This window comes from Sphingomonas sp. jy18 (assembly GCF_056931895.1).
On the sequence record NZ_JBXPBT010000006.1, the window covers coordinates 16199 to 40595 of the forward strand.

The 24397-nt window shown below is 61.2% G+C and carries 25 protein-coding genes; 6 read left to right on the top strand and 19 right to left on the bottom strand.

The features are described 5' to 3' along the window. Nucleotides 1-3: 3 nt before the first annotated feature. The 4 genes from AC0QC4_RS13710 to AC0QC4_RS13725 form a co-directional block, all read right to left on the bottom strand. Nucleotides 4-276 carry a helix-turn-helix transcriptional regulator gene (locus tag AC0QC4_RS13710; protein WP_066479195.1) on the bottom strand — a complete coding sequence of 91 codons (273 nt, stop codon included), beginning with the start codon at nt 274-276 and terminating at the stop codon, nt 4-6. A gap of 131 nt (nt 277-407) precedes the next feature. Beyond that, entirely contained in the window at nt 408-911 is a 504-nt protein-coding gene (locus tag AC0QC4_RS13715) for a DUF2285 domain-containing protein (RefSeq protein WP_483660477.1), read from the bottom strand. Then, the gene (locus AC0QC4_RS13720; RefSeq protein WP_483660478.1) at nt 889-1182 is read right to left on the bottom strand and encodes a transcriptional regulator domain-containing protein; all 294 of its coding nucleotides are present in this window, start codon (nt 1180-1182) and stop codon (nt 889-891) included. The genes AC0QC4_RS13715 and AC0QC4_RS13720 overlap by 23 nt, the downstream gene beginning before the upstream one ends. Nucleotides 1183-1339: 157 nt before the next feature. Beyond that, the gene (locus AC0QC4_RS13725) at nt 1340-1606 is read right to left on the bottom strand and encodes a DNA -binding domain-containing protein (protein ID WP_127692125.1); all 267 of its coding nucleotides are present in this window, start codon (nt 1604-1606) and stop codon (nt 1340-1342) included. A gap of 220 nt (nt 1607-1826) precedes the next feature. Between AC0QC4_RS13725 and AC0QC4_RS13730 the strand changes: the two genes are divergently transcribed. Next, nucleotides 1827-2051: a helix-turn-helix domain-containing protein gene (locus tag AC0QC4_RS13730; protein WP_124811454.1), complete on the top strand. Its 225-nt coding sequence runs from the start codon at nt 1827-1829 to the stop codon at nt 2049-2051. 50 nt (nt 2052-2101) lie between these two features. Here AC0QC4_RS13730 and AC0QC4_RS13735 read toward each other — a convergent pair whose 3' ends face one another. The 3 genes from AC0QC4_RS13735 to AC0QC4_RS13745 all read right to left on the bottom strand — a co-directional run bounded on the left by AC0QC4_RS13735 (nt 2102) and on the right by AC0QC4_RS13745 (nt 3747). Then, on the bottom strand, nt 2102-2422 hold the full coding sequence (locus tag AC0QC4_RS13735) for a DUF736 domain-containing protein (protein ID WP_127692126.1): 321 nt from the start codon (nt 2420-2422) through the stop codon (nt 2102-2104). A gap of 611 nt (nt 2423-3033) precedes the next feature. Further along, nucleotides 3034-3438, bottom strand: a complete 405-nt coding sequence (locus tag AC0QC4_RS13740; RefSeq protein WP_374143692.1) for a hypothetical protein — start codon at nt 3436-3438, stop codon at nt 3034-3036. Between the two features lie 144 nt (nt 3439-3582). Continuing rightward, the gene (locus AC0QC4_RS13745; protein ID WP_483660479.1) at nt 3583-3747 is read right to left on the bottom strand and encodes a hypothetical protein; all 165 of its coding nucleotides are present in this window, start codon (nt 3745-3747) and stop codon (nt 3583-3585) included. Nucleotides 3748-4050: 303 nt separating this feature from the next. On the opposite strand from AC0QC4_RS13745, the gene AC0QC4_RS13750 reads away from it, so the two are divergent. Then, the gene (locus tag AC0QC4_RS13750) at nt 4051-4932 is read left to right on the top strand and encodes a Shedu immune nuclease family protein (protein ID WP_483660480.1); all 882 of its coding nucleotides are present in this window, start codon (nt 4051-4053) and stop codon (nt 4930-4932) included. Nucleotides 4933-4974: 42 nt separating this feature from the next. On the opposite strand, the gene AC0QC4_RS13755 is transcribed toward AC0QC4_RS13750, so the two are convergent. The 6 genes from AC0QC4_RS13755 to AC0QC4_RS13780 form a co-directional block, all read right to left on the bottom strand. Further along, nucleotides 4975-5892, bottom strand: a complete 918-nt coding sequence (locus AC0QC4_RS13755; RefSeq protein ID WP_483660481.1) for a DUF2493 domain-containing protein — start codon at nt 5890-5892, stop codon at nt 4975-4977. Nucleotides 5893-6197: 305 nt separating this feature from the next. Continuing rightward, on the bottom strand, nt 6198-7256 hold the full coding sequence (locus tag AC0QC4_RS13760; protein WP_483660482.1) for a DUF7146 domain-containing protein: 1059 nt from the start codon (nt 7254-7256) through the stop codon (nt 6198-6200). Nucleotide 7257: 1 nt separating this feature from the next. Next, entirely contained in the window at nt 7258-11601 is a 4344-nt protein-coding gene (locus AC0QC4_RS13765; protein WP_483660483.1) for a strawberry notch-like NTP hydrolase domain-containing protein, read from the bottom strand. A 41-nt stretch (nt 11602-11642) separates the two neighbouring features. Further along, nucleotides 11643-11858, bottom strand: coding sequence for a DUF6117 family protein (locus AC0QC4_RS13770; RefSeq protein ID WP_058456597.1), 216 nt, complete (start codon nt 11856-11858; stop codon nt 11643-11645). 73 nt (nt 11859-11931) lie between these two features. Beyond that, on the bottom strand, nt 11932-14004 hold the full coding sequence (locus AC0QC4_RS13775; protein ID WP_058456598.1) for a ParB/RepB/Spo0J family partition protein: 2073 nt from the start codon (nt 14002-14004) through the stop codon (nt 11932-11934). A 129-nt stretch (nt 14005-14133) separates the two neighbouring features. Then, complete coding sequence (locus AC0QC4_RS13780; RefSeq protein ID WP_058456599.1) at nt 14134-15327, bottom strand: hypothetical protein; 1194 nt, start codon at nt 15325-15327, stop codon at nt 14134-14136. Between the two features lie 788 nt (nt 15328-16115). Here AC0QC4_RS13780 and AC0QC4_RS13785 point away from each other — a divergent pair. Continuing rightward, nucleotides 16116-17423, top strand: coding sequence for a tyrosine-type recombinase/integrase (locus AC0QC4_RS13785; RefSeq protein WP_483660484.1), 1308 nt, complete (start codon nt 16116-16118; stop codon nt 17421-17423). Nucleotides 17424-17433: 10 nt separating this feature from the next. Here the strand turns inward: AC0QC4_RS13785 and AC0QC4_RS13790 are convergent, their stop codons facing one another. Further along, on the bottom strand, nt 17434-18234 hold the full coding sequence (locus tag AC0QC4_RS13790; RefSeq protein ID WP_483660485.1) for a hypothetical protein: 801 nt from the start codon (nt 18232-18234) through the stop codon (nt 17434-17436). Between the two features lie 518 nt (nt 18235-18752). On the opposite strand from AC0QC4_RS13790, the gene AC0QC4_RS13795 reads away from it, so the two are divergent. Both AC0QC4_RS13795 and AC0QC4_RS13800 read left to right on the top strand, forming a co-directional pair. Beyond that, nucleotides 18753-19637, top strand: coding sequence for a type IV toxin-antitoxin system AbiEi family antitoxin domain-containing protein (locus tag AC0QC4_RS13795; RefSeq protein ID WP_483660486.1), 885 nt, complete (start codon nt 18753-18755; stop codon nt 19635-19637). Beyond that, a complete protein-coding gene (locus tag AC0QC4_RS13800; protein ID WP_483660487.1) occupies nt 19630-20532 on the top strand; it encodes a nucleotidyl transferase AbiEii/AbiGii toxin family protein in 903 nt (300 codons plus the stop codon). The genes AC0QC4_RS13795 and AC0QC4_RS13800 overlap by 8 nt, the downstream gene beginning before the upstream one ends. Nucleotides 20533-20558: 26 nt before the next feature. Here AC0QC4_RS13800 and AC0QC4_RS13805 read toward each other — a convergent pair whose 3' ends face one another. Continuing rightward, nucleotides 20559-20795 (bottom strand): hypothetical protein, encoded by a 237-nt coding sequence (locus AC0QC4_RS13805; protein WP_483660488.1) that lies wholly within the window; start codon nt 20793-20795, stop codon nt 20559-20561. Between the two features lie 267 nt (nt 20796-21062). On the opposite strand from AC0QC4_RS13805, the gene AC0QC4_RS13810 reads away from it, so the two are divergent. Then, nucleotides 21063-21359, top strand: a complete 297-nt coding sequence (locus tag AC0QC4_RS13810) for a type II toxin-antitoxin system TacA family antitoxin (protein ID WP_483660489.1) — start codon at nt 21063-21065, stop codon at nt 21357-21359. 20 nt (nt 21360-21379) lie between these two features. On the opposite strand, the gene AC0QC4_RS13815 is transcribed toward AC0QC4_RS13810, so the two are convergent. From AC0QC4_RS13815 to AC0QC4_RS13830, 4 genes are all read right to left on the bottom strand, one after another. Continuing rightward, nucleotides 21380-21787, bottom strand: a complete 408-nt coding sequence (locus AC0QC4_RS13815) for a hypothetical protein (RefSeq protein WP_483660490.1) — start codon at nt 21785-21787, stop codon at nt 21380-21382. Between the two features lies 1 nt (nt 21788). Next, a complete protein-coding gene (locus AC0QC4_RS13820; RefSeq protein WP_483660491.1) occupies nt 21789-22172 on the bottom strand; it encodes a DUF3768 domain-containing protein in 384 nt (127 codons plus the stop codon). Further along, complete coding sequence (locus AC0QC4_RS13825) at nt 22169-22357, bottom strand: hypothetical protein (protein ID WP_483660492.1); 189 nt, start codon at nt 22355-22357, stop codon at nt 22169-22171. The genes AC0QC4_RS13820 and AC0QC4_RS13825 overlap by 4 nt, the downstream gene beginning before the upstream one ends. A 501-nt stretch (nt 22358-22858) precedes the next feature. After that, a complete protein-coding gene (locus tag AC0QC4_RS13830; protein ID WP_483660493.1) occupies nt 22859-24394 on the bottom strand; it encodes an AlbA family DNA-binding domain-containing protein in 1536 nt (511 codons plus the stop codon). Between the last annotated feature and the right edge of the window lie 3 nt (nt 24395-24397).

The following is a 24397-nucleotide window of genomic DNA, read 5'->3' on the forward strand; positions in this document are numbered from 1 at the left end:
GCCTCAGCGCCGGACCGGCGGAGTATAGCCATCAAGACGCTTGGCTGGGTGGACGATACCTTTTCCGGGATCGCTGGTTGACCGTCGCAGCCCTTGCTCTGCCCATGCGTCGAGATCTGTCACCGCATAGACGATCCGGCCACCGAGCTTGCGATAGACTGGCCCCGTCCCGAAACAGCGGTGCTTTTCGAGTGTGCGGGCCGAAAGCCCGAGGTGCACTGCAGCATCGGGCGTCCGCAAAAATCGTGCAGTCACGGGGGTGGGTCTGGCATCCATGGCAAGGCTCCGGCGAAGGTTGGCAGCAGCAGCGGGCTGTCGCTGGGGTTCGCGAGCTTTGGCGGAGGATTGGCATGGGCAGGGAGTGACCGAATGCAGGTGACGCAATATGTCACCCCCGAATGTCTCGGTCAGCGGTGTAAAAGAATATCGCGATATCCGCGGGAGACGAGGCTACGCGCTTGGGCGATCAGCCGAAGAACCTGCCGCCGCTCACTCGAGGCTTTCCAGGTCGCTCCGAAAAGAGGACGGTGGTTGGGGAAGATCAGGCCGTAGGCGAGGTCACGAGAAGACGCACCCGCCACAAGCGCATCGTAAATCGCAAGGAAGCGGCTCAACCGCAGTCGTTGATTGTGCGTGATGACGTTAGCGCCTTGGGATGTGGAGCTGGAGGCGCGCGTTATCAGATGCATACGCGTGACAGCTGCGATGCGAAGTTCATAGGTCTCATCGCACGGTATCGAGACGGCGGGAACGGGCAAGGCGGCTCGGTATTGAATGCAAAGTCGCAGCTTGGAGTTGCCCCTCGTATAAACGAGATGTTTGCCGACTGATGTCGATATCTCTGCCAGCGGCTTCCAGCTCGACAGCCACATCAGAGGCAGGTCCGGGTTAGAAGTTTCGACGATGATCACGTCGGGCGATGCGCTGGGCGACCAGTGGGCCGGGCTCTTGCGCGGATTTGCTTGTGGATCGGTGGGGAAAGCTCAGGCCCCATCGCCGGGACAGGCCCTCCTTTTCATGGTGTTCGACCGATGGGAAGCGAGCAATGCGCTCTTCAGTTTCGGCATAATCGCGGCGGTAATCAGCATTACGGTGCAGGAATTCCTGCGCGAAGTCCGCATAGTCGTGATCGCGATATTGATCCGCGGTCGATGGTGACCGCCATGACGAACCACCGGGCATAAAGACCCCTGCAAAGCACAGGCAAAAAGGCCAAGCTTCAAGTCTTTGTTAACCAACGGTAAGCCGCAAGTAACAAATTCTGGGGATGCTTATGCCCGGAGGCGCAGAAATTTTGACGGAGCGCTTAGGGCAAGGCGTCCGATCTGTGTCCAAGAATTCAGCCTTTTTGTTCTTTCTCAAGCAGATGTCGGTAGCCGTGGGACGTCATCCAGCGTGCTCGGTCGAGGTGGGTCTCATGGACCTGACGCGCCCAGACCGGCTCCAGGGCAGGATCGATCCCAAAGACGATCTGCACAACTTCGGTCCATTCCGCACCCTCGTCCGCGGCGTCAAGTAGCCGTAAATACGTGACAAAATGGCGTTCGTCATACGGCGTTACCGTATCCGACAGGGGCGGGCTTTTTTCGAAAGAAGCAATCGTCATGGTCCGAGCCTTTGGTTCCGACTCATTTTTGCATCCACAGTCTTTTAGCACCAAGACCCACCAAAATGGCGAAAACTTCGCTTGTTCGACAACGGGCAGGGAATTGTACCTTTTCGCGGATAAGCCGTGCGCGTTGCTAGCCTGCTGAACTCAGCCGAATTTCAGTCGTGACGAGTATACTCCGTGGTTAAATACTCTGCAACGGTGGTGAGTTCGTGCAATGAAATTGCGCGAGGTCCTGGCTGCGAATCTGAAACGCTATCGGTTGGCTGCTGGCCTGTCGCAAGAAGAGCTTGCACATCGGGCCCATCTCGATCGAACCTATGTCAGCAGCCTTGAGCGTGGACGCTACAGTGCCTCGGTCGACAAGCTTGAGCATCTTTCCATAGCGCTCGGGATTGAAGCCTCAGAACTCCTTATGAGAGTGACGTCAGCAGACGAATGAGAATGCCGGAAGCCCCGCCCGGCAGGTGCCGGGCGGGGCTGGCTGTTCGGTCAGTCGCCGTTGGTGCGGCGGGCGCGCGACCAGATCAGGTTGAAGCTCTTGCCGTCTTCGTCATCGAAGAGGTTGGCAAAGATGGGAGCGGTGAAGCTGGGATCGTCGAGCTTGACCGAGAGATACTCGCGGCCTTCGTTGGAGGTCTTGGTCCAGGCGGCGCCGATTTCCGCGCGGCCGACGAAAACCCGGTGCGACGGCGCATTTTCGTTGTCGCTGGTTTCGGGGACGATGCGGACGTTCTTCTGCTGCACCGACATGGTGACGATCTCGCCCTTGTATTCGTTGCCGGTCTTGGTGAAAGTTCCGATGTTGGCCATGATGCATTCCTTCAAGTTGGTCGAACCCGCGCCCATCGCGGCCTCGATGGCTGGTTGAAGGCAGGGGCTTGCGCCCGCTGCACTGGAACGGCCGAAACGCAGTGGAGGACGACGGCGAGACGGCTTTCTTGCCTCGCGAGGAATGGGCGGCACGCCCAGGGGAAGAAAGTTGGCGCAGACGGCGTTGCAGCAAGGGATCAAGCGGCGAAGCCATCCCCTGCCAACCACGGCCATTGACGAGGCAGCAGTGGGCTCGGGTCACACTTGACCGGGAGAAATGGCACTTCCCGGACTTCCAAGCCCGAACTGCGATGAGAAAGGTGTCGTCACCGGTGTGCTGCCTAGTCGTCACTGCAATCGCAGATATCGGCAACGGCCATGCGCCAATCCGGGCCTGATTGAGATCAGCGCAATCGGTCCGCCACTGGCCAGGTCAAAACCGGCTGCGAATTCTCGGCCTCGCTCCGACCGCGCAAACGCCCAGACCAAGCTGACCTAAGAAGAGGGACGCAGAAACTGCCACTCGAACACAACGCCTGCCTCGTACTGGCCGATTTGGCCGTGCGAGCCCCGCCGGGCAACTGCCGGGCGGGCCTTCGAAAATGGCAAAGCTAGGGACGGGCGCGGCTCCATTGAGTCCAGGATGCAGCCGCGATTATCGCAGCGCCAAGCAATGACAAGGCGTGTTGCCATGCGCTTGGCGGCATGGTCGCCGCAGCAATGCCGTGGACTGCGTGATAGCCCGCAATGGCTGCGGGCGCGGCAAAGGCGAACCCGACCGCAGCACGTGTCAGGTCGGACTTAGCGAACGCCAGTGTTAATTGGGCTGCAGCAAGCAGAATGATCGCGGATATGGCTGCAGCGGCGAGCGCAGCGAGAATGCCGCTATCGGTGCGATAAGTCGCCGAACCCGCAAGAAACGCGACGAACAGCGGAAGGGCGTAGATCGAAAGGCGGAATAGAAGCGCGCAGCACAGGAATACTGCGACGATTATCAGGGCAAAGCCGATCAGCATGGCGTCCTCCTTGGAACCAAGGGCAAGGGACGCGCTCTCCGCCTCCACCGCAGCGCAATGTGCATGGAATCCATAGCAGAAATGGGCATCGGCTGGAATACCCGATGGGCATCCAGCCATGCGCCGCAACGCAATCTGACGCGGTCAGGGATTGAACGGGTCATATTCATGGATGACGCTGTCGGCATCGCCATCGAATTCGGCGGTGGGAACGACGGCATAGCCATTACCGGCTTGGAACAAGGTAACGCAGACCATCAGGGTGCGGGCGAGGCTCCATGCGTGGCGCTGTGCGACGGTGAGTGACATGTTCGAGCTCCTGTCTCGGAGCAGGGACCATCCCCGCTCGACAGGCCCCGGACAGACGGCGCAAAGCCGCAATCACCACGAAGGTGCAGCCGCAGTGGCCGCACGCAGAGCGTAGCGGACCCTTTACGGGTTGATTGAAGGAGGCTTGGGGTCGGCCAACGGATTGGCCTCAAAGAGCGGGGTGGTTGGTGTTTAGAACCAAGGGGGAGATTTCAAGAATTCCGCGCAATGGTAAAGGGCGCTCATGGCGCTTGAAGTAGGCCAAAAGTGGCATACACTAGAGGCTCTTTTTGGGATGAAACTATGTATCTGCCAATTGACGAGGACCTGATTAGCCGGTTTCTGCAGGTTCTCGCTGATCCGCCACCTAAGGGGAGGCAAAAGGAGCAGGTGGTCCAAGCTTTCCTTGAGGAGAATAGCGTTCTCATTCCGATGCATAATCTCGAGAACCACGGCCTGCACATGGACTCGATAATTTCCAAGTTTCCCTTGGGTACCGCATTCACAACAGACTACGCCTACCTTACAAAAAGCTCGAGCAGGTGGGTGGTGACATTTGTTGAACTTGAAGCTCCCGAAAAGCCGATTTTCACCGCTGACATGGATCGACCCACCTTTTCTTCAACGTTCAACGGGGCAATCTCACAAGTCGAACAATGGATGCATTACGTCGAAGAGCACCGCGATGCTGTTCGGGAGAGTGTCTCAAAACTGCTGCGTCCTATGGCAGGAAACAAGCTGACCTTCGCCTATCAACTCGTAATAGGACGGTCGGCTAGCAAAAATGTGTCGGATGATCACAAGGCCGCTTTCGAGATGAGAAGAGACAAAAGCGGGATCGATATCTTCACTTACGACGCCCTCATTAGCCATTATGGCAGCGGCAAGCGGTTTGAAAAAAATGTCATGTTCGCTTCAAAGAACCGATTTGCGTTCAAGCGCCTTGCCTGCGAATTCGGCAATATGCTTGCGTGGATCGGGCCGGATGCGCTGAAGTTCAGCACCGAGCAACGCGCAGAACTTGTCTCGCGTGGCTATGAAATGGACGCTTGGGAAGTTGGCGAGACATTGAGTGTTGGTGGTGGAAAGCGAGCCTTGTGCATTGACGAAGAGGTTGGAAGCATGCTGGAAAACGTCCTCGCCTCGGCGCTGAATTCTAATATTCGTGACGCCCCCAAGAGCTGATGGGCACAATCGATAAAAATTCCATGAAGTGCGATCTCGCGGTCATTCAATAGACCAAACCGAGATCCCCAGCTTGCGGGCCTTGTCGACGAGGTTGGCATTGATGCCATTGCCTGGGCAGGCGACCACGGCTTTGGGCAGGGCTTCCAGCATTTGATCGTTACGACGAAATGGGGCGGCCTTCTTGTATCGCGTCCAGTCTGGCCGGAACGGGACATGGGTGATCTTGCGATTGCGCGCCCAGAGCGAAGCGATGTGTTCGCCGCCGGTGGGATTGCCGCCGTGGAACAGGACCATGTCTGGATATTTGGCGAGCACCTTGTCCAGCACGGCCCATATCCGGGTGTGGTTCTGATACTCAGGGCCAGACGTGAACGCGATGCGGGTGCCTACCGGCAGCAGCGGTTCGGTTTCTGAGCGACGCTTGGCAGCGAGGAAGTCACGGCTGTCGATCATGGCGGCTGTCATAGTGCGATGGTTGACGAGTGACCCGGTGCGCGGGGTCCAGGCCTTGCGGAAATGCATTTCGAACTGGTCTCCGGCAGCATCGCGCATAAATTCCATAGCGTTGCGGCGTTCGATCAAGCCGGTGCCTTCGCGAAGCAGGCGTTCGAGTTCGACCGACATGACCTCGGAGCCATCCTGCTCGCGCTGGCTGCGCTTCTGGGCATCTTCGTTGTCGTCGAGTTCGCGCTGGATCCGGCCCTCGGCGCGGTGGAAGAGGTTGGCGAGCGACCAGCACAGGTCCTCCAGATCGGGTTCGAGCCTGGTGTCGATCATGGTGGCGATGAGGGCATCGAACATGTCGGCGACGGCGCCAGCGGCGATGCGCTCTTCAGGGAGCGGCCGCGGGTCGGCTTCGTCGGAGAAGGGGCGATAGCCGTAGAGGGCGATTTCATCGAGAAGATGGGCGGTGGCTGAAGTTTCGTGTTCGGGTTCTGAATCGGGCGTGATGGTCATCGCATCGGTCCTTGGGGCCTTGGGACCGGGCAACTTGCCCGGCCTTCATGGGCGACCCTCTGACCGGCTGCCGCGAGGCTGCATCCACATGGACCGAAGCGCAGCGGAGGATGGCGGGCGGGCGGCTAATTTGGTTCGCGATGGAAAGGCGCGGATGCGCCGCCGGAAAATAGCCGCATGACCGCCATTGCGGCCTCGCGGCAGCCGGTCTCCCGGACGCCACTCGAAGGAGGCCGGGCTGGGCCAGGTCTTGGCTGAAGTCCTATGCATGCCGCCATCGCCCCATCCTCCAACCCCGTATCGGCTCAGCCAATGTCGACGGAAAAGCGTGTCTGATCCTGCTGTCGGAGATGATGGCGGACCCGTTCCGCCAGTGCAGCAACGCCATGCTGGCGGAGGTCGTCATTGAAGTCAGCGAGGTCCGGCATGAGTGATACAAGTTCGATCCCTTCTGCCAGTGTGCGCTCAGTCAGGACGCCAAACGCTGCGTCGCCTGCAGCATCGCGGTCGCGCGCGACATAGAGTCGCCGGAGTGTCGGCGGGAACAAGATCGCTGCGAGGTGGGCTGACGATGTTGCGGCTGCCATCGGTATGGTTGGCAGAACTTCGCGCAACGACAGCATGGTTTCGATGCCTTCGCCTGCGATCATGACATCATCCGCAGATCCGAACCTTACGGCGTTGCCGAGGATGTTGCCCATCGCCCTGCGCGGCGATGCGACCTTGGCCTTCGCGCAGCCGGATGGGTCGAGCCAGGTCCGATGGGTGCCGGTCTGCACCCCGCCGTTGTCGGTTACTGCTGCGATCAGCGCGGGGAAAGCGCACGCAGTTGCTGGGTCATCGTCCTCATTTGGTCTGTAGTAGCATCGCGGATGAAAGCGCAGGGCTGGCAGGTCAGATACGCGTGTGATGCCACGTGATCGCAGGTAGGTGCTCGCCATTGATCCGGTCAGTGGTTTCGAGGCGGCAAACAGGCGTATGGCAGAGGTCGTGGATCCTGCGCGCGCGGGCATGGCGAATGAGGCGGCACTGCGCTGATCGTCCGAAGCCGATAGGGGCAGGCTGAGGAAGCGTTCGGCTTCCTCAATGGTTTCGGACAGACGCCCATGCCGCTGGTTGAGCCGGATGAGATCAACGAGATCGCCATACTCGCCGGTTGCGGCATCGACCCAGTTGCCGATCGCGCCGCGTTCGGTTTCGAAGAGGCGGACATAGAGACTGCGCCCGGGCGTTCCCGCGACATCGCCAACCATCCAGTAACGGCCCTCGCGCCTGCCTGCGGGCAGATAATGGCGGCAAACGGCCTGCACGTTCTGCGCAAGCCGTTCCGACAACTCTGCCGCGCGCGTCGAGAGCTTGGCCATGTCAGGCAGCCTTCCGGTCGGCGATGCGCGTCAAAGGGTGCCGTTCAAACAGCCGCTCGATCACTGCCGACCCTGTCACCAAGTCGTCGGGCACGAACAAACGCAGTTTCCAGCTGACGATCTCGGAGAACAGCCCCATGGCTTTGAGCCGGTCGACCGCCGTAGATCCAAACCCGGTGAGTTCGATCCGGTTCACCTGCATCAGCCGCGACCGGCGCAGTTGCAGCCCATCGGCAAGGTCGAGCACCGCGTGCCCTTCACGCAGCAATGCAAGTGCCTGTGGTGGCGATAACACTGGCGCGTCTGGCCTGGCTGTCGCGCGCGCTGCCCATGTTGCGGACACCCGGCGACCGACAATGCGGGTGCCATCGTCGGTCTGGAGCCGGTAGACACGGGTGGATTCTTCGGGAAGCTGTTTCCAGATCGGCAGCAGCAGGCCGGTGACGATGTGCAGTTCGCTTGTCGTGAAATCATCGACATGCGCCACCTCGTCTTGCCAGATTGTCGCGAATGTCCGCTCGTCCACCTCATCCCAGTGGGTCTCGGGAAGGTGGGTCAGGGCGAAGTTCAGCCGCTCCATCGGCCGGATCAACCGGACGCGGCGTTCAACTTCGCCATCGTCAAGCATGACGCTGCGAGCCGGCAGCTGGACTGCAGCGCGTTTCGAGCGAGTGTTGACCAACAGCCGTGCGCCAGGCTCACGCCGAAGGTCGAGCGCCCGCTCGAGCGAGACCGGCTGGTTGCGCTCCTTCATTGCAATGCTGAGCAACCGGGTCTCTGCGCCCGTGGCCGGATGGACGTAGATCGGCTCACTGGCTGTGACGGTGAAGCTGTCGGCGGTCAGCGTCTCCAGCCCGAGATCGTAACTGCCCGCCGCGATTGCGCTCTCGACCTTGGCGCTAAGCAACTGCTCGAACACCGTGAACAGCACGTTCTGCATGTCGATGGTGAGTGCCAGCAGCCTGTTCAGGAAGGTCGTGATCGGCGGCAACTCGTCCTTGAGGCACCCGCTGCTGTCGGTCAGCGACAGGCCGGTCATGCTTTCAAAGGTCGCGAGCGAGCATCGCTCGACCTTGCCCGCATAGATCAACACATAGAGCTGGCGCAGCGCATCGCGGGCATAGGGGCTTTCGAGATTGTCTTCGGGGCGGAACAGCCCCTGACCACCGGTCTGCCGCTGTCCGCGCGTGATCGCACCCAGAGTGTCGAGCCTTCGCGCGATGGTTGAGAGGAAGCGTTTCTCGGCCTGGACATTGGTGGCCACCGGCCGGAACAGCGGCGGCTGCGCCTGATTGGTGCGATTGGTGCGGCCCAGGCCCTGGATCGCGGCATCGGCCTTCCAGCCTGCTTCCAGCAGATAGTGATGGCGGAGCCGCTGGTTCCTCGCGCCCAGATCGGCATGGTAGCTGCGTCCCGTGCCCCCGGCATCGGAGAATACGAGGATTTGCTTGCGATCCTCCATGAATGCCTGCGCGTCGGCGAGGTTGGCATGGGCTGGCCGGTTTTCAACAGCGAGCCGGTCGCCGTTCGCATCGACCTTGTGGACGATCCGGCGCGATCGCCCGGTCACCTCAGCCACCATGTCGGTCCCGAACCGCTGCACGATCTGGTCGAGTGCGCCTTGGACCGGTTCCATCGATGCCAATTGCTCGATCAGCCCGTTACGTCGTTCGAGCGCCTCGCGGCACTGCACGACATTGCCATCCTCGTCATAGGCTGGCCTCGACGCGAGATTGCCGTCGCCGTCGGTGAAGCTCTCATGAAGCTGGGTCGGGAAGCTGTGGAGGAGGTAATCCAGAACATATTCGCGGGGCGTGATATCGACCTGAATGTCGTTCCACTCGCCCGGATCGATATCGGCGAGGCGGCGCGACAGCAGTGCCTCCCCCGTCGAGACGATCTGCACCACAGCGGCTTGGCCATCGGCGAGGCCCTGCTCGATCGCGGCGATCAGCGTTGGCGTTTTCATTGCCGTGATGAGGTGATTGAAGAAGCGCTGTTTGGCGGATTCAAACGCCGAGCGGGCCGCCGACTTGGCCTGCGCGTTGAGCGTGCCCTCGCTGCTCGTGACGTTGGCGGCCTCCAGCGCTGCGTCCAAGTTGTTGTGGATGACCTGAAACGCCCCGGCATAGGCATCATAGATGCGGACCTGGTCCGGTGTCAGCTGATGCTCGACCAGCTCATATTCGACGCCTTCGTAGGAAAGCGAACGGGCGGCATAGAGGCCGAGCGATTTCAGATCGCGGGCCAGCACTTCCATCGCTGCGACCCCGCCCGCTTCGATGGCCGCAACGAAATCGGTGCGTTTGTCGAAGGGAAAGTCTGCGCCGCCCCACAGGCCGAGCCGCTGAGCATAGGCAAGGTTCTCGACCGTGGTGGCCCCGGTTGCAGAGACATAGACGACCCGGGCATCGGGCAGTGCATGCTGCAGACGCAGTCCGGCACGTCCCTGCTGCGAGGGGGCGCAATCGCCCCGTTCGGATTTGCCGCCGCCGGCATTCTGCATGGCATGGCTCTCGTCGAAGACAATGACCCCGTCGAAGTCGGCCCCCAGCCAATCGACGATCTGCTGGACCCGGGAAACCCGGTTTTCGCGCGCGTCGGAGCGTAGCGTGGCATAGGTCGTGAAAAGGATGCCTTGCTCGAGCCGGATGGGTGTGCCCAGACGGAACCGGGCGAGCGGGGTGACCAGCAAGGGCTCTTGCCCCAGAGCCTTCCAGTCGCGCTGCGCATCTTCTAGCAGCTTGTCGGATTTCGAAATCCAGACTGCGCGCGTTCGGCCCTTGAGCCAATTGTCGAGCACAATCCCTGCAACCTGACGCCCTTTGCCAGCTCCGGTGCCATCACCGAGGAACCAGCCCTTGCGGAACCGGACGGCCGTGTCGCAATCATCGGGCGCGGCTTCCACCTTGTCCCAGGTCGCATTAACGGACCAGCTGCCGGCGAGATGGTCGGCATGGGCTTCGCCCGCATAGATTACCGATTCGAGCTGGGCATCCGACAGCAGCCCCTGTTCGACGAGGCCAGCGGGCAGATGGGGACGATAGCTCGGCTTGGGCGGCGCGACCGAGGACATCGCCGCGGATTGCACCAGTCGTGTCGGATGCGGCTGAGCGCCCGCGATGCGGATCGATTGGAGCGTGTAGGGCTCATAGAGCGTTTCGGAGAGCTTGCCGTCAGTCGGAGGACACCAGTCGATCACATCATAGTCGAGCGGCACGCGGGATGTCGCAGGGACCGGGGCTGCAGCCAGTCTCGGCTTTGGGCTGGCTTTGATCGCTTGTGAATTGCGGGCAGCGACCAGTGGCTGAAGAGCTGATGCGGCGATGGGCTGACGTGGCGGGAGGCTGTCGGCCAACCAGCGCAGCAAGGTCGCAAGATCGGAAGCCATGCCCGGCGATGCCGGAAATTGCGCTGGATCGTCTGCGGGCACCTTGTCGATCACGGTCAGCCGGGTTTCGACCGAAGTGCCGTGCGGTGCGAACACGCTGCCCGCTATCACCGCGCTGAACACTACCCGTGCCTTGTCCTGCATCCGGATGAAGCCATCCCGCCATGCCTTGTGATCCGGCGCGCAGTTGGCTCCTGTGATCGCCACGAGCCGTCCACCGTCGGCAAGCCGCGCGACGGCCGATGACAGATGCCGGATGGCTGCGTTGGCCACACGGGCTTCGACATTCAGCGCTGCCGAGAACGGCGGGTTCATGATGATGCAGCTCGGCACCACGGCTGCATCGAGCCGGTCGTGGATCTGTGCGGCGTCATGCATGGACAGGGGCGAGCCTGCAAACAGGCTGCCAAGCAGGGCGGCACGCACGTCGGCGACTTCGTTCATTGCCAAGCTGCATCCTGCCAGTTCAGCCTGGATGGCCAGCAGCCCAGTGCCCGCAGAGGGCTCGAGCACCAACTCGCCCGGGACGAAGCCTGCAGCAAATCCGGCCACCCATGCCAGTCCCAGCGGCGTCGAGAATTGCTGGTAAGCCTGCATTTCCTCGCTGCGCCGGGTTTGCGTCGGTGCGAGCCGGGCAATCCGTTCGACCAGTTTCAGGCGTTCGAACGGCCCGGCGATCCTGGCATGGATCGCCGGGCCGTAGCGACGCATAAACAGCAATTGCGCGACCTCGACGGCTTCATAAGCGGTCTTCCAGCTCCAGGCTCCGGTCGCATCGCTTGCGCCAAAGGCGGACTGCATCGCGGTGCGAATGGCGGGCGTGTCGATCCGGCGACCGGCGGCAAGGTGGCCGAGCAGGTCATCGGCTGCGGTGATGATCGCGGTAGCGGTTTGCTGCGGGGAAGCAGCGGAAAGCGGGCGCGCGGAGGCACCCGCCAAAGGCGAGTTGGTCATGTCGGATTTCCTTCAATGAAGTTGGGGTGGTGCCGACCCGATCAGGCGGGCGGAATATAGGCCTCGTAAGGATTGCCCGGCGCGAGGTGCCCGAACGGTGTCATCACATATTCGCCGTCGTCGCGGCCAACGGCGCAAAGAACGTAGCGGGTTTCGCCGCTGGCAACCTCAGTGCACTCCATCAGCGCGAGATCGCCGGCTTGTGCTGCTTGCAGCAGTGTCTCGAAATTGGCGCGGGCATGGTCAGGAATTGCCATGGCAAGGCTCCTTCATCGGTGAGGGGGGAACAAGACACGCGGGGCGACCGGGGCCGCCCCGCGCGAGCAAAGTTCATTCGGCAGCGATTGCGAAGGCATCGTCGGCGTCCGCCTGTTCGGCATCATCCGCAAGGAAATCGGGCAGGTCGGCGATTTCAGCTTCATCTGCTTCGATGACCGGCAACCGCAGGGGTTCCGGCAACCAACCGGTGCCGCCCAGCAGCCGTTCGGCCTCGCGCGCCATGTCACCCTTCTTGAGATGTTCGATCAGGGCGGCGGTCGCATCGCCCTTGGCTTCGCGGACCGCTTCAATGATCCGGGGTTTGGTCACCCGCCCGAGGTAGTTGTCGACCGTTGGGGTCCAGCCAGCCTCGGCCATGTCGAGCCCGACGACTGCTGCCAGAGCATCTGCGGCGGCAATGCGCTGCGCCATGCCATGCGCCGAAATGCGCCCGTCATAGCCCTTGCTCGGCTCAAACAGCGCATTGACGCCGTGGCTGACACAGTGGGCGAGCAGTGCCATCTGCTCATCCTGCGGCATTGCGGCGAGGGCGTCCCACAGCGGCTGTGGTTCATCCGGCAGCCTTTCACCCCAATGTTCGTGCCGCGCCTGGATCGACTGGCTCCAGACACTCTCGCGCAAGTTCGGTGCGACATTGCCGAGCCAGGCCTGGGTGACGCCGATCTGCACACAACCATGAGTCCCGTGGGGACGGAACACCGACAGGACGAGCGCATGGAGAAGGGCGAGGAAAGCCGCCTGCGGAGCGTTGGCCAGTGCATCGCGCAGAGCGAGCGTGCGTTCAGCAGTGAGTTCGGAAACGAGCCTGTCAGGTAGCGGTTTGATCGCCTCGTCTTCGTCGTCGTCACCGCCGGTCTGCGCCGCTTGCCCTGCCACGGTGACAGTCGGGCCATCGGACACGTCTGCGTTGGCATCGTGCGCACTGTCATTCTGGCCATCAGCGAGGGGTTCATCTTCAGGACGGACATAGCCGCGGTCGATCCGCAGGCGACCATCATGGGTCAGCGAAATGAACACGCCGGCGCGCGCCATGTCGTCCGGATCGTAGACGGTGGGACGAGTGTTCAGGGCGGTCAGTTCGGCATCGATCTCGGTCAGCCGCGCATCGACTTCGTCGGGAAGGTCGCTGCCATCGCCGTAGTCGTCGCCAATGCGGTCATATTCCTCGACCAGCACATCACGCCGTGCCTGCTCGTCGTCGGTCAACGGAACGGTCGTGCCGACGATCCGGCGTTTGCCGCGCTCGCAGCCATAGGGCAGGTCAACCGCAGCCTCGACCCATTTCCAGCCATCTGCACCGATTTCCTGGGCGAGTTCGGCGAGCTTCTCGCTCACCAGCAATTCGACCAGTCCGGGATCCTGCAACCATCCATCCTCGTCCGACGAAAACAGATCGCGCATCACATAGCCGCCAGCCTCGGTGTAGGCGTCAATGCCGATGAACCGGACGCGGCGGTCACTTGCGGAGATCGCATCTTCGGTCAGCAAGCGGCGGATGTGGTAAGCCGGCACATGGTGCCCCTGATTGACCTGTTCCCAGACCTGCTCTTGGCGCGCGTGGTTGTCGGTGACCGAGAAGGCCATGAGCTGTTCGAGCGTGATGCCGTCCTCACCATAGATCTCGAGCAGGGTGGGCGAGACCGAGGCGAGCCGCAAGCGCTGGCGTACGGTCGAGACAGACACGAAGAACCGCGCGGCAATGTCTTCCTCCGACAGACCGGCTTCGATCAGCGCGCTGAAGGCACGGAACTGGTCGAGCGGATGCAGGGCAACGCGCATGACGTTTTCAGCGAGCGAATCCTCTTCGGCGATCCCGGCTTCGCGCACGACGCAAGGGACCGGTTGATCCTTGGCCATCCGCTTGGTCTTCACCAGCAGTTCGAGGGCCCGGAAACGGCGGCCACCGGCCGGCACTTCGAACATTCCGGTTTCCTTGCCGTCGGCGTCAAGCACGGGGCGGACGTTGATGCTCTGGAGCAGGGTCCGGCGATAAATGTCCTCGGCCAGATCCTCGATTGAAAGGCCGGCTTTCACGCGCCGCACATTCTTCTGGCTCAGCACCAGCTGCGAAAACGGGATGTCGCGCGAGGAACTGAGCACGAGCTTGGGCAGTGTCTTGGTCATCGGGTTTCTCCATGACGGGCCGCCCGAAAGACTCTCTCTCAGGCCCGGACCCGTCACGAAGCGAAGCGCCGCCCTCTCACTCTGAGAAGGCAGCGCAACGTTCAAGTAACACGCTGGGCCCGGGGAGGCTTAGTGCACCCGGTCGAGCAACTTCTTGGCCTTGCCCTCCATGTCGAGCCGGGCGTCCTGATGGGGCTTGGACCGCGCAAGGGCAGTGATGCCCTGCACGAAATCGAAGATCGATTCCGGCGGGCGGCCTTCCTCGGCGAGGACGGTCTCGATGATCCGGCCGGTTTCAGCCTTGGAGAATCCGCGCGCCCGGAGGAAATCCTGCCGGTCTTCGTCGCTACTGGCGACAATTCGCTCCCGCGCGGTCTTGATGCCGTTGATGAACGGCTGCGGCGAGGAATTGGCAAAGTTCAGCAGCGCCGGTTCGGCTTCATGGGCAAAGCGGTTCGCGGCATATTTGCTGTGGCGAATGCTGATCTCCTCGAAGTCCTCCACCCCCCACAGGTTCCGGTTCTGGCAGACCGCGCGCAGGTAGAAGCTCGCCATGCCGAGCGTCTTTGCGCCGACCTCGGAGTTCCAGCAATAGAACCCGCGGAAGTACAGATCGGGCGATCCGTCGGGCAAGCGCCCGGCTTCGATCGGGTTGAGATCATCGACCAGAAACAGGAAGACATCGCGATCCGATGCATAGAGCGTGGTCGTATCCTTCGAGATGTCGACGTTAGGATTGTAGACCCCGGTCGACCAGTCGAGCACGCCCGGAACCTTCCAGCGTGTGTCGCCGGTGCCGTTGCCAGCGATCTTCTGCACGGCTTCGACGAGTTCGTGGTCGTAGATCCGGCCGTAGTCGGGGCCTGTCACTGCGCGCAGTTCGAGGCGGCCATTGTCGGTTTCGAGCGTTTTGATCTGCTCGGCTCGGTTGGAGGTCAGCCCGTATTGCAGATTGATCGCGGCCAGCGGCGCCGGAAGTTGGCGCAGATAGGCAGCAGGAGCGCCTACCTGGCTGGCCAGTTGCCCAAAGCTCCAGTGGGTTGGCGTCACCGGTGCCTCGGCACCCGGCAACATGAGAGCCAGGCGTTCCGGATCATTGCGGTTCGCCTCGACATGGATCAGCGCCGTCTCGACCACGCGCGTCCGGCTCCGGTCAGACCGACCGCGCACCGACCGGGCAAGATCGCCCAATGACAGAAACCTCTCATCATCGGGGCGCGAGAACCATTCCGACGACACCCGACCCACGCGCGAGCCGCGCGAGACATCCACCTTGTAACCGCCGCTTGAGTCGCGGCGCGTATCGAGAACCTGCATATCCATGGGGAATCTCCATGACGGCTGGCCGGGAGCCTCTCTCTCGACCCTCATTCCGTCACGGCGAAGCCCGCCAGACTTTCACTTTCAAATCCCAAGGCTTGTAGTTGCACGAGCGACCAGCGAGATCGCCATGGCAGAAAATCTGCACCCTGACAGAGGCGGAGCGTCGCGTCATCGCTTGCGCAGGCGGAAAGGCGGGGCCTGTCGGCTTTCCCGGCCTGCGCTTTGGGCCATGTCCGCCGGATCAGAGTGCGTGCGGGGCCCCATGCGTCAGACACCGCGCCCTCAGGAGCAGGGCCGACAGCCCTGCGGGACAGAGCGCGTCAGCAGCCCCGCTCCTCGTTTCGGGGCGTTGCGGGGTGTCCCCGCTGAGGTGGGTGTGAAGAAGACGCGCAGCGGGTTCGACCAGGGAGGAAGCGTCCTCCCGCACATCGAAAATCAAGCCTCTACGCCAGCCTACGAAACACGTTGATTACGTGGCGATTACGTGGCTCTCGACAGCCCCTTGGAAGGGGTGTATATTTGCACTTAAGCCATTGAGAAGTTTGGTGGACGCACTTGGGCTCGAACCAAGGACCCGCTGATTAAGAGTTGTAAAAAGACACTATTTGGCCACATTCATTAATGTTCAGACATGTTCTGAAGTGTTCATTTTTATCTCTGGATTATCATTGTTCTAGGCATCAAACCTATTTGCATTTCTGATTGATTTTGTCCATGCTGGTTTGGCCTTAGCTTTTCCGGGGTGGAACCTAGATGGAACCTAGAAATTGGGTCGGGCAGGGTGCCCGATGACGAGTTCAATTACAAAACAGGCCATCGATGCCATGGCTGCGCGCGCACATCGGGCCGGTGATGTGCAGCTGGAGCTGGTCGATGATCGCGTGCCCGGCCTGCGGGTAAGGGCTGGCAAGCGTGCCGTGACATGGTCGCTGCTGGTGCGGCTCAGGAACGGCAAGCGTTCGCGGGTCAAACTTGGCGACTGGCCGATGATGTCAATTGCCGAGGCGCGCGAAGCCGCGAGGCTCCACCGCGAGCAGGTGTCGGACGGCGTTGATCCCAACGAAGTGAAGCAAGCCGAGATCGAAGCAGTCAGGCGAGAATACGAAAACCGCATCACCGTGAAGGTCGCTCTCGACGAATATGAGGCGATCAAGCTCTCTCAGCTACGCCATGGCCCGGAACGGCGGCGGTCGCTGGACGGCAAGCGGGGCATTATTTCCGATCTGGTCGATCGCGAATTGGCATCCCTGACGCGGGCAGAACTGACCTCCCGGGTCAGGGAGTTGGCGGTGAAGTCACCCTTGGCTGCCAACCGCAAGCTTGCGCACCTCAAAGCTTTCCTCAACTGGTGCGTGAACGAGGATTTCATCACCACGAACGTGATCGACAAGGTCAAGAAGCCGGGTCGCGAAGTGCCGCGCACGCGCTGTCACAGCGTGGAAGAGCTCCGGGAAATCTGGGCTGCGGCAAGCAGGCTCGGCTATCCCTTCGGGCCTTTGATCCAGTTGCTGATTGTCATCCCGATGCGGCGCGAGGAAATCGCGTCGCTGCCGGTTGATGAGCTCAAGATCGATTGGCAGAGCAACAGCGGGGAGGGCAAGTGGACCATCCCCGGCGAGCGGGTGAAGAATGGCCGGGCGCTGAATGTCCCGCTCTCCCCGCTGGCAACGCGCATCATCCGCCAGGTGCTCGACGATCCCGAGCGCCCCAAGGACAGCCGGTTCCTGTTCACCACCACGGGCGCGACCTCGGTGTCAGGCTTCCGCAAAGCCAAGGATCGGCTCGACCGCTATATTCAGGAGGCGCGGGAAGAGGCGGCATTGGAAGCTGGGCAAACGCCTGTCGAAATGCCGCATTGGCGAATACATGACCTGCGCACCAGCTTCGCGACACAGGCGGCGGAGGTCCTCCATATCGACATTGCGGTGGTGGACCGCATGCTCAACCACGTGGCGACCGCCACCACGTCCAAGGTTGCTCGCATCTACAATATGTCCGAACTGTTTGAGCAGCGCCGCGAAGCATCGAACGCGTGGGCCGCTCTTCTCGAGCGTGAAGTGATTGGTAGGACGGAACCGGTCGGCGTTGGGTTATGAACAAGGAGAATCAGGCTGGGTCAGGCGGATCGAATTCGGTCTCATCGCCCAAAAGCGAAATATGCTTGTCGAAAGCCGCGATTTCGTCGTCGGACGGCGGAGCCTTACAATGATCAAGGTCCCGCAAGCTGTCTGATATATCCCTTCGGGTGGTGTAGCCCAGGATGATCCGCCCACCTCCTATTTCGTAGCTCAGCGATCCAGTCCACCTGTCAATCCTTGCATAGCCGGGCGCAGCGACGGGCATGTTTGGTTTTTTGCGTACTTCATGCTTTGCCAGCGATACTCGTAAAACCTCGAGTTGCGTGAATGGAATGTGGATACGCCGCAATGCTGCGGAAATGTCGTCAGCAATTTTGGGATGATCTTGTATTTCGCGCAGCTGGGCGGCGCGCATGCTTTTGCCAAAATTGGTGTAGCCTTTGTCCGCTTCCAAGCTTTCGATCTTGAGCTTAATACCGCCATTTTCTAGGAGTCTTAGAACGTCTTTTGCTCTTTGACGCCATGTGCGCAGAAGTTCGTATGTAGCGAACAGCCACATTTGCGACTGGGCATTGAGAAATATTGCGTCATCGAATGGAGTACGTTCCTCTTCGACCAGTCGTTGCAAGACATCGTGCTCGATATCCATCAGCCATCTGTCGATAAGGCCAATATTGTTCGCCTGCATTCGCAGGTAGGGGTCATCAAAAAGTGGCAGTTTGCCTAGGGACTCAGGTAGCTCCCACATTTCGATTTCTGAGTGCGGGCGATAATTCGGCCCATCATCCTCAAAATATTCATCGTCTGGCATTTCGAGATCTTCGTCCATCGTCGAGATATGGGAGCGAGAGTTTCTTTTTCCAGGTGTTCCAGGGCGCATGCGGTCAATGGGCATCTCGTTCAACGTTCTCGAAAATTGCATTATTCCCATCGCACCCGATGCTTCTGCGTACCCGGCTCTTGGCCTCTACCATCCGCCCGGTGGCACGTGGCTTGACTGGCTAGGATCGCAGGCATCTTCGAAATCCTCAGCTAGTGGACTGGTGGCGCTTCGAGTTCGAGGTGTCTCTCGGTAATGATTCCGTCTCTTCCGAATCCTTCTCCCGTGCCTGATTTGGTTTCTGGCTGTTGAGCAATGGTCGCAGTGGTTCGTAGTTATGGGTGCTGACCACATTCAGATGACGGGTTACGCCATGTTTCCATTACAGGCGGAACGGCATACGTCCTTAGGACGTATGCCGTTCCGCCTGAGACAAGTCAATACGCCATGGGCAATGGCTGATGCACGCTAGACATATCTCGCTCCAGATGTTATACGTCCTGAGGACGTATAACATCTGGAGCTGCATGACTTACTTTGCTCAAGCGGTAGCCCGTGCAATCGAAGAAAGCGGCTTACCGCTCGTGACCGAGTTTGCCCTCTACAATCTCGTCACTCCCATAGCGGCGAGGGGGCAATATGCCGATGAAAAGATTACGCGTCCGCCCTCGACCTGGAATGCAGATCAGCTGCGGCGGCTGATCCGCACGCTGATGAAGCGCCGGGTCCTTGTACCAGATGACGACTTCAAGGCAGGTGTCTGGCATGTGGTGGGCGCGCTGAAAGCCGCCAGCGCCGAAGAGGCGATCTGCCTTGTCGATCCCTTCGCCTATATCTCCCATCTCTCGGCCATGCAGCGTTTCGGGCTGACGGATAGAGCGCCCGAAAGCTTGCACATCACCACGCCGAGCCGTGCTCTCTGGACCCGGCTGAGGGACGAAAAAATGTCGTCCCTGATCGAGGAGCGCCCCGGCTCGGAAGTGCCTGCCATGACACGGATTGGTGTTGCACCGGTCGTCCGCCGCAGACCGGTCATCATCCACGAGACCAAGCATCCTGCTACGCCGAGCGCCATTGCAGACAGCTATGCCCGGATTGCGCCGATAGGCCGGGTGTTCTGCGACATGCTTGATCAACCAGACCTGTGTGGGGGCATGCCGCATGTGCTCGAATGCTTCGAGCGACATGCCGAGACCTGGCTCACGGAGATCGTCGCTGCCGTCGATGTCTTTGACAGCGCGATAGTGAAGGTGAGGGCAGGCTACATTATTGAAGAATGGCTTGAACTCGGATCGGATACGGCTGCGGGCTGGGCGCGATATGCGCAGCGCGGCGGGTCGCGCAAACTGGACCCCCATCAGCCCTATGGGACGGTGTTCTCGGAGAAGTGGATGCTGGCGCTCAATGTCTGACCATGAACCGGTCGATATCGTCGATGTCGACATTCGCGCATGGGTCGATTCTGCCCGCGCCGATCCGCAGTTGCACCGCGATCGCCAGGTCACCGAGATTGTCCTGGCGGCTATTGGCCTGACGCCCTCGCTCAAGCAAAGCCTGGTGCTGAAGGGCGGGACACTGATGGCCATCGCGTTTCACTCCGCGCGGGTGACCGGTGACGTCGATTTCACCGCCACGGTTCCGCCGGATGATTTCGACACTCTGCTACAGGCGGAACTCGACAGTGCTTTGCCGAAGGCAGCCATTCGGCTCGGCTATCTCGATCTGCTTTGCCGGGTCCAGGGTATCAGGCGCCGCCCGCGGCCTGAACTGTTCGAAGGCGCAGATTTTCCGGCGCTTGAAGTGCGGATTGGATCGGCACTGCGCGGGACGGGCCAGGCTGAGCTGCTGGCTCAAGGCAAGGCGGCAAGAACCCTGCTGATCGAAGTCAGCTTCCGCGATCAGGTCTATGCGTTTCAGGAGCTGCACCTGAACAACGCCAACATCGCCGTCCAGGCCTTCACGCTCGAAGAGCTGATCGCGGAGAAGCTGCGCGCGCTGCTGCAACAGCCTTCGCGCAAGCGCAATCGGCGGCAGGACATCTACGATATCGCCTTCCTGCTCCGGGACAATCAGCCGGATGCGGCTGCCTGCGGGACCATTCTTGCGACATTGATCGAGAAATGCCGCACGCGCGGGATTACGCCCGGCCCGGACTCTCTCGACGATGATGAAGTGCGCAGCCGCGCCGCCAAGGAATGGGAAACCCTGCGCCTTGAAATCACCGATCTGCCAGCGTTTGACGACATGTTCGCGGTGGTGGCGGAATTCTACAGGTCCCTGCCTTGGGAAACAATTGAAGGTCTTTGATTGCCAACGCGGCCCGTCGCCGGGCGCTAAGCGTCCGGCTGCACCTCCCTGGCCTCGTCGTCCATCGGCGTGCGCAGAACAATCCGGCCATTGATCGGCACGACCTCGAGCTGGAGCGACAGACCCTTGCGGTCGCGGTGGAACCATGCGGCTCCGACCTTGGTCCAGAAGGCCTTGTCGCGGCGATTGCTGACATGCCAGGCGATGAAATCCGGAGCCTTGGGCTCGGGCGCGGTGGCGGGTGCTTGGGACGTGCGGGCCATGGAATGTTCCTTTCGTGTTGGTGGCTCGTTGCACCAGACAGAAAGGCTGCGCGGCAAAGGGCGCGGGGTCATGTCCAACACGGGTGACTGCAAGGAACCGGCGCGGGCCGGACATTGACCCTCGCCCGCGCGCGGCCAGTGACGGTGCTGAAAACGAAGCCACCGACCGAAATACCGGGCACCGCCACTTCCCCGCCCTGCCGCCGGCCTCGCCCCGCAATGCGAAAGCCGGAAGATTGTGCTATCTACGCGGCAAGGAGATTGACCATGACTCGCCCCGTCCAGCGCAAGGATCATCGCGTTTCGATGCGGCTTGCCGATGCCGATGTCGCGATCATCGACCGGGCGGCAGGGATGCGCGGGCGCTCGCGCGCGGAGTTCATGCGCGATGCGGCGGTGCGGGCAGCCGAAGAAGTGATCATGGAGAACACGGCCCTTCACATGTCGCCCGAAGGCTTCACGGCCTTTGTTGCCATGCTGAACAGCCCGGCGAAGTCCGTGCCGGAATTGGTCGCGTTGCAGAAGCGGCTCGCACCTTGGGAAACCAAGGCCTCTGCCGAATAGGCCGTCGATATCTCGGGACCTCAGAACAGGGACAGCTGCGCCTCCTCGCCCGCCACGAAGGTAGCGGGAGGACCAGCCATCACAAGCTCCCGTCCCGCGTGACGCACAATGATGCCATCATAGAAGCCCGCCGGATCACTGCGCGCGTGATCGCCATCGCGGCACCGATCATGATAGCTGCGCGCCGTGCCGCCATAGAGCGATGGGTGCACTAGCCGGTAGGCTTCGGCTCCGGCAGGGCCGGTGCCAACACAGACCCAAAGCTGTCCGGCGTATCGGAACGGCTTGCGGATGGGCTGCCCCATGCCGATACGGTCGGCGCTGTAGCTGGCGCGAATATCGCCTTCGCCAATCTGCTTTTCGCTGGCGTGGCACCATGCGCCGAAAGCAAGGCGCGACGGTTCCACCGTGTGGGAGCGGGAAGCCATATCAGTATTCACTCGCCAACATGATGGTCAGCACCCGCCGGGTCACGGCGGGATCGGCGGGGTCCTCGCTGCCGAACCGCAATTCGCGGTCATAGGCATCGACCTTCCAGAACACCGTCACCGCGACATCGACTGGCCGCGAGACCGACCAGACACCGTCCACACCCTGATAGATCGCGCCGAAGTCCCGTTCGCCATAGGGATCATTGTCGGGCGTGAAGGCATCGAAGTTCTCGACCAGCTCGCGCAGCCGCGACTGATCGGCCTCGGGCAAGGCCCGAATGCCTTCGGTCGCCACCACCACACACGCAATGCCCATGGCGCGGCGCGCCAGATCATTGAGCCGCGCAATCCGCTCGGCGCGGGACAGCAGCGCGCCGCTCATGACGCGATGCCCCCGCCGCATTCGCACAGGCGCATCAGCTCGCCGAAATCCTCGCGCTCGCCAAGGTCGTCCGCTAGCTGCTGTACCGCCACCAGCGGCAAGCCATTGTCATGCGCCAACATGCGCAGCCAGTCCTCGCGGCACTCGGCCCCGCACACGCGGTAATTCAAGATCAGATCACCCATGGTCCACACTCCATCCGGCAAAGCCGCAAGCGTCACGCGGCATGCGGCTCTGCCTTCCGGCGAGGATGGGAGGGGGAGGGACAACCCCAATCGATGCCCTGGCGCGGGCCAGCGGGCGAAGCCCGCCACACGGGGGTGATGATTGGGGTTTGGGAACGAGAGGGCAAAGCCCTCGGCGTTCCCCTCAAGGATCGCAGCAGCGATCCGCACAGGAACGGCGCCCTTGCACGGCGCGAAGCCGCCGGACGCCCTGCGCGCGGGCCAAGTGGGCCAGCGGGCGTCCGGCAATGAGAGAGGCGAGCGCGCCTGCGGGTTAGCTCAAAGACACCGCGCCCTCAGGAGCATGGCCACCGGCCATGCGGGACAGAGCGCGTCCACCAGAAACTCCCGCTCCGCTTGCACCCGCTCCTGATCGTCACCCGGATGGGCCGGGACTAAAGGCCCGGTCTGCGCCAGCGGATAGAGCAGGTTGCCCGACTGGGCAGCGGCCAAAAAATGCCACTACTCAGGCACAAGTGGACCATAGATCAGCTCATCCAAACGCGATGCCGCTTTCCGGATATAGGTCACCAAATTACGGTCATCCGCCCAAAACTCGAGGCACTGACCCACCAATTCGTTCGCATACTCGAATACATCGGCGTCGGCTTCTTTCAGCCCGGTCATGGCGTCCATCACCTCCTTGGCTCGCGCAGATGTCGTAATCTGGCCGACTGCGCGTTCGCGGATCTGAATGAGTCTCCTCAACCTCATCCCTCCGGCCTTGACGAACATTGTTCGCTCGCGCTGAAGTCGGCGGATTATCTCTTTCACGGTATTGGGCTTGGCATTGCGGTGCGCCCTCAGGGCGACGATAGCTTCCCCGCGTGTTTGACCAGCAAGGTGCAGATAATAAAAGATTGGCAACAGGAAGCTTTGCTCGTGGCTGGCCTGCCGGACATATGCCAACGGCTCCTCCACCAGCACGCGCCCAACGAAATTCCGGACGATCGATTCCTCTGTAACTTCGGTTCGAACTGTCTTCACTGTCGTGACGCTTGACAGGTCAACAGCGCTTACATCTCCCACGAGGCGCAACGTTTCCGCGCCCTCGCGCTCGTCGAATTCGCCGTCCCGAATGAACTTGATCCGGTCAACGAGTTGCTGGTCGATGATGATCGGACGATCCCCGCCTTCTAGCTGACCGTCTGCGATATTTGCGACCATCGCGTCTTTAGGACCGAGTTCAAGCAATCGCTGGACCATCGGCAAAATCGCCTCCCGGCTGCGTTGATCCCGTTCGTCCAAGATGGCGCGAAGATCGGCATAGCAAATTGCCTTCGTTTCGCCGGGGTATCGGAAATAGATCGCTCCCTCAGCGACTTCGCCCTCTGTCCGGCTTGCGATAACGGGTTTGGCGCTATGCGGTTCGACATGGATAACGCCGACCGTCATTGCATCAAGTATCAGGCTGGCGACGCGAAAGCGTGGTGTGGGCTCCAGCACAGAGCGGATTATCTGGCTGAACTTGTTCTGGTCGGTGCTGGTGAATCGATCATCGGCCAAGCCGCAGACGGCAAAGCCGTGTGGCTTGTCCTTCACCCCGAAAAACAGGTAGCCGCCACGATTATTGGCGAAGCCCGCGATGGTGCGCAGCGGCTTCCCGAAGTTGCGGAGGCTGAAGTTTTCCTTGCATTCGAATTCGTCAGTCTCGCCAGCCGAGCACCGCCAAACCCCTTCGTCATCCTTGGCGAAGAATGACCGCAGAACCCGTTCGTCCGTAGCGCCTGGTGGCGTGGGTGGCGCGGCTTCGACGACGAGACCGGGGGCTGCCAACGGCGGAGCCCTAAAGCTTGCGATGAATGCAGCTAATGCGTCGTCGCCCGCTTTTGGCACCTCAGGCCCGTAGCTTCGGTCGCGTATCCCGGTGATCCGTCCGGAATTCACCGCACGGTCTTGACGGTTGAAGTAGAACTGGATGTCCTTGTTCGCCATGCCGCGAGCGAGCATGGCCTTGATCAGGCCAATCTCTTCATCGGTGATGGAGCGCTTGGGCAACGG

What these genes read in the sequence shown, in the direction of transcription:
- AC0QC4_RS13710 (WP_066479195.1), bottom strand. Translation starts at nt 276, where the DNA reads ATGGATGCCAGACCCACCCCCGTGACTGCACGATTTTTGCGGACGCCC.
- AC0QC4_RS13720 (WP_483660478.1), bottom strand. Translation starts at nt 1,182, where the DNA reads ATGCCCGGTGGTTCGTCATGGCGGTCACCATCGACCGCGGATCAATAT.
- AC0QC4_RS13725 (WP_127692125.1), bottom strand. Translation starts at nt 1,606, where the DNA reads ATGACGATTGCTTCTTTCGAAAAAAGCCCGCCCCTGTCGGATACGGTA.
- AC0QC4_RS13730 (WP_124811454.1), top strand. Translation starts at nt 1,827, where the DNA reads ATGAAATTGCGCGAGGTCCTGGCTGCGAATCTGAAACGCTATCGGTTG.
- AC0QC4_RS13735 (WP_127692126.1), bottom strand. Translation starts at nt 2,422, where the DNA reads ATGGCCAACATCGGAACTTTCACCAAGACCGGCAACGAATACAAGGGC.
- AC0QC4_RS13740 (WP_374143692.1), bottom strand. Translation starts at nt 3,438, where the DNA reads ATGCTGATCGGCTTTGCCCTGATAATCGTCGCAGTATTCCTGTGCTGC.
- AC0QC4_RS13745 (WP_483660479.1), bottom strand. Translation starts at nt 3,747, where the DNA reads ATGTCACTCACCGTCGCACAGCGCCACGCATGGAGCCTCGCCCGCACC.
- AC0QC4_RS13750 (WP_483660480.1), top strand. Translation starts at nt 4,051, where the DNA reads ATGTATCTGCCAATTGACGAGGACCTGATTAGCCGGTTTCTGCAGGTT.
- AC0QC4_RS13755 (WP_483660481.1), bottom strand. Translation starts at nt 5,892, where the DNA reads ATGACCATCACGCCCGATTCAGAACCCGAACACGAAACTTCAGCCACC.
- AC0QC4_RS13760 (WP_483660482.1), bottom strand. Translation starts at nt 7,256, where the DNA reads ATGGCCAAGCTCTCGACGCGCGCGGCAGAGTTGTCGGAACGGCTTGCG.
- AC0QC4_RS13765 (WP_483660483.1), bottom strand. Translation starts at nt 11,601, where the DNA reads ATGACCAACTCGCCTTTGGCGGGTGCCTCCGCGCGCCCGCTTTCCGCT.
- AC0QC4_RS13770 (WP_058456597.1), bottom strand. Translation starts at nt 11,858, where the DNA reads ATGGCAATTCCTGACCATGCCCGCGCCAATTTCGAGACACTGCTGCAA.
- AC0QC4_RS13775 (WP_058456598.1), bottom strand. Translation starts at nt 14,004, where the DNA reads ATGACCAAGACACTGCCCAAGCTCGTGCTCAGTTCCTCGCGCGACATC.
- AC0QC4_RS13780 (WP_058456599.1), bottom strand. Translation starts at nt 15,327, where the DNA reads ATGGATATGCAGGTTCTCGATACGCGCCGCGACTCAAGCGGCGGTTAC.
- AC0QC4_RS13785 (WP_483660484.1), top strand. Translation starts at nt 16,116, where the DNA reads ATGACGAGTTCAATTACAAAACAGGCCATCGATGCCATGGCTGCGCGC.
- AC0QC4_RS13790 (WP_483660485.1), bottom strand. Translation starts at nt 18,234, where the DNA reads ATGGACGAAGATCTCGAAATGCCAGACGATGAATATTTTGAGGATGAT.
- AC0QC4_RS13795 (WP_483660486.1), top strand. Translation starts at nt 18,753, where the DNA reads ATGACTTACTTTGCTCAAGCGGTAGCCCGTGCAATCGAAGAAAGCGGC.
- AC0QC4_RS13800 (WP_483660487.1), top strand. Translation starts at nt 19,630, where the DNA reads ATGTCTGACCATGAACCGGTCGATATCGTCGATGTCGACATTCGCGCA.
- AC0QC4_RS13805 (WP_483660488.1), bottom strand. Translation starts at nt 20,795, where the DNA reads ATGGCCCGCACGTCCCAAGCACCCGCCACCGCGCCCGAGCCCAAGGCT.
- AC0QC4_RS13810 (WP_483660489.1), top strand. Translation starts at nt 21,063, where the DNA reads ATGACTCGCCCCGTCCAGCGCAAGGATCATCGCGTTTCGATGCGGCTT.
- AC0QC4_RS13815 (WP_483660490.1), bottom strand. Translation starts at nt 21,787, where the DNA reads ATGGCTTCCCGCTCCCACACGGTGGAACCGTCGCGCCTTGCTTTCGGC.
- AC0QC4_RS13820 (WP_483660491.1), bottom strand. Translation starts at nt 22,172, where the DNA reads ATGAGCGGCGCGCTGCTGTCCCGCGCCGAGCGGATTGCGCGGCTCAAT.
- AC0QC4_RS13825 (WP_483660492.1), bottom strand. Translation starts at nt 22,357, where the DNA reads ATGGGTGATCTGATCTTGAATTACCGCGTGTGCGGGGCCGAGTGCCGC.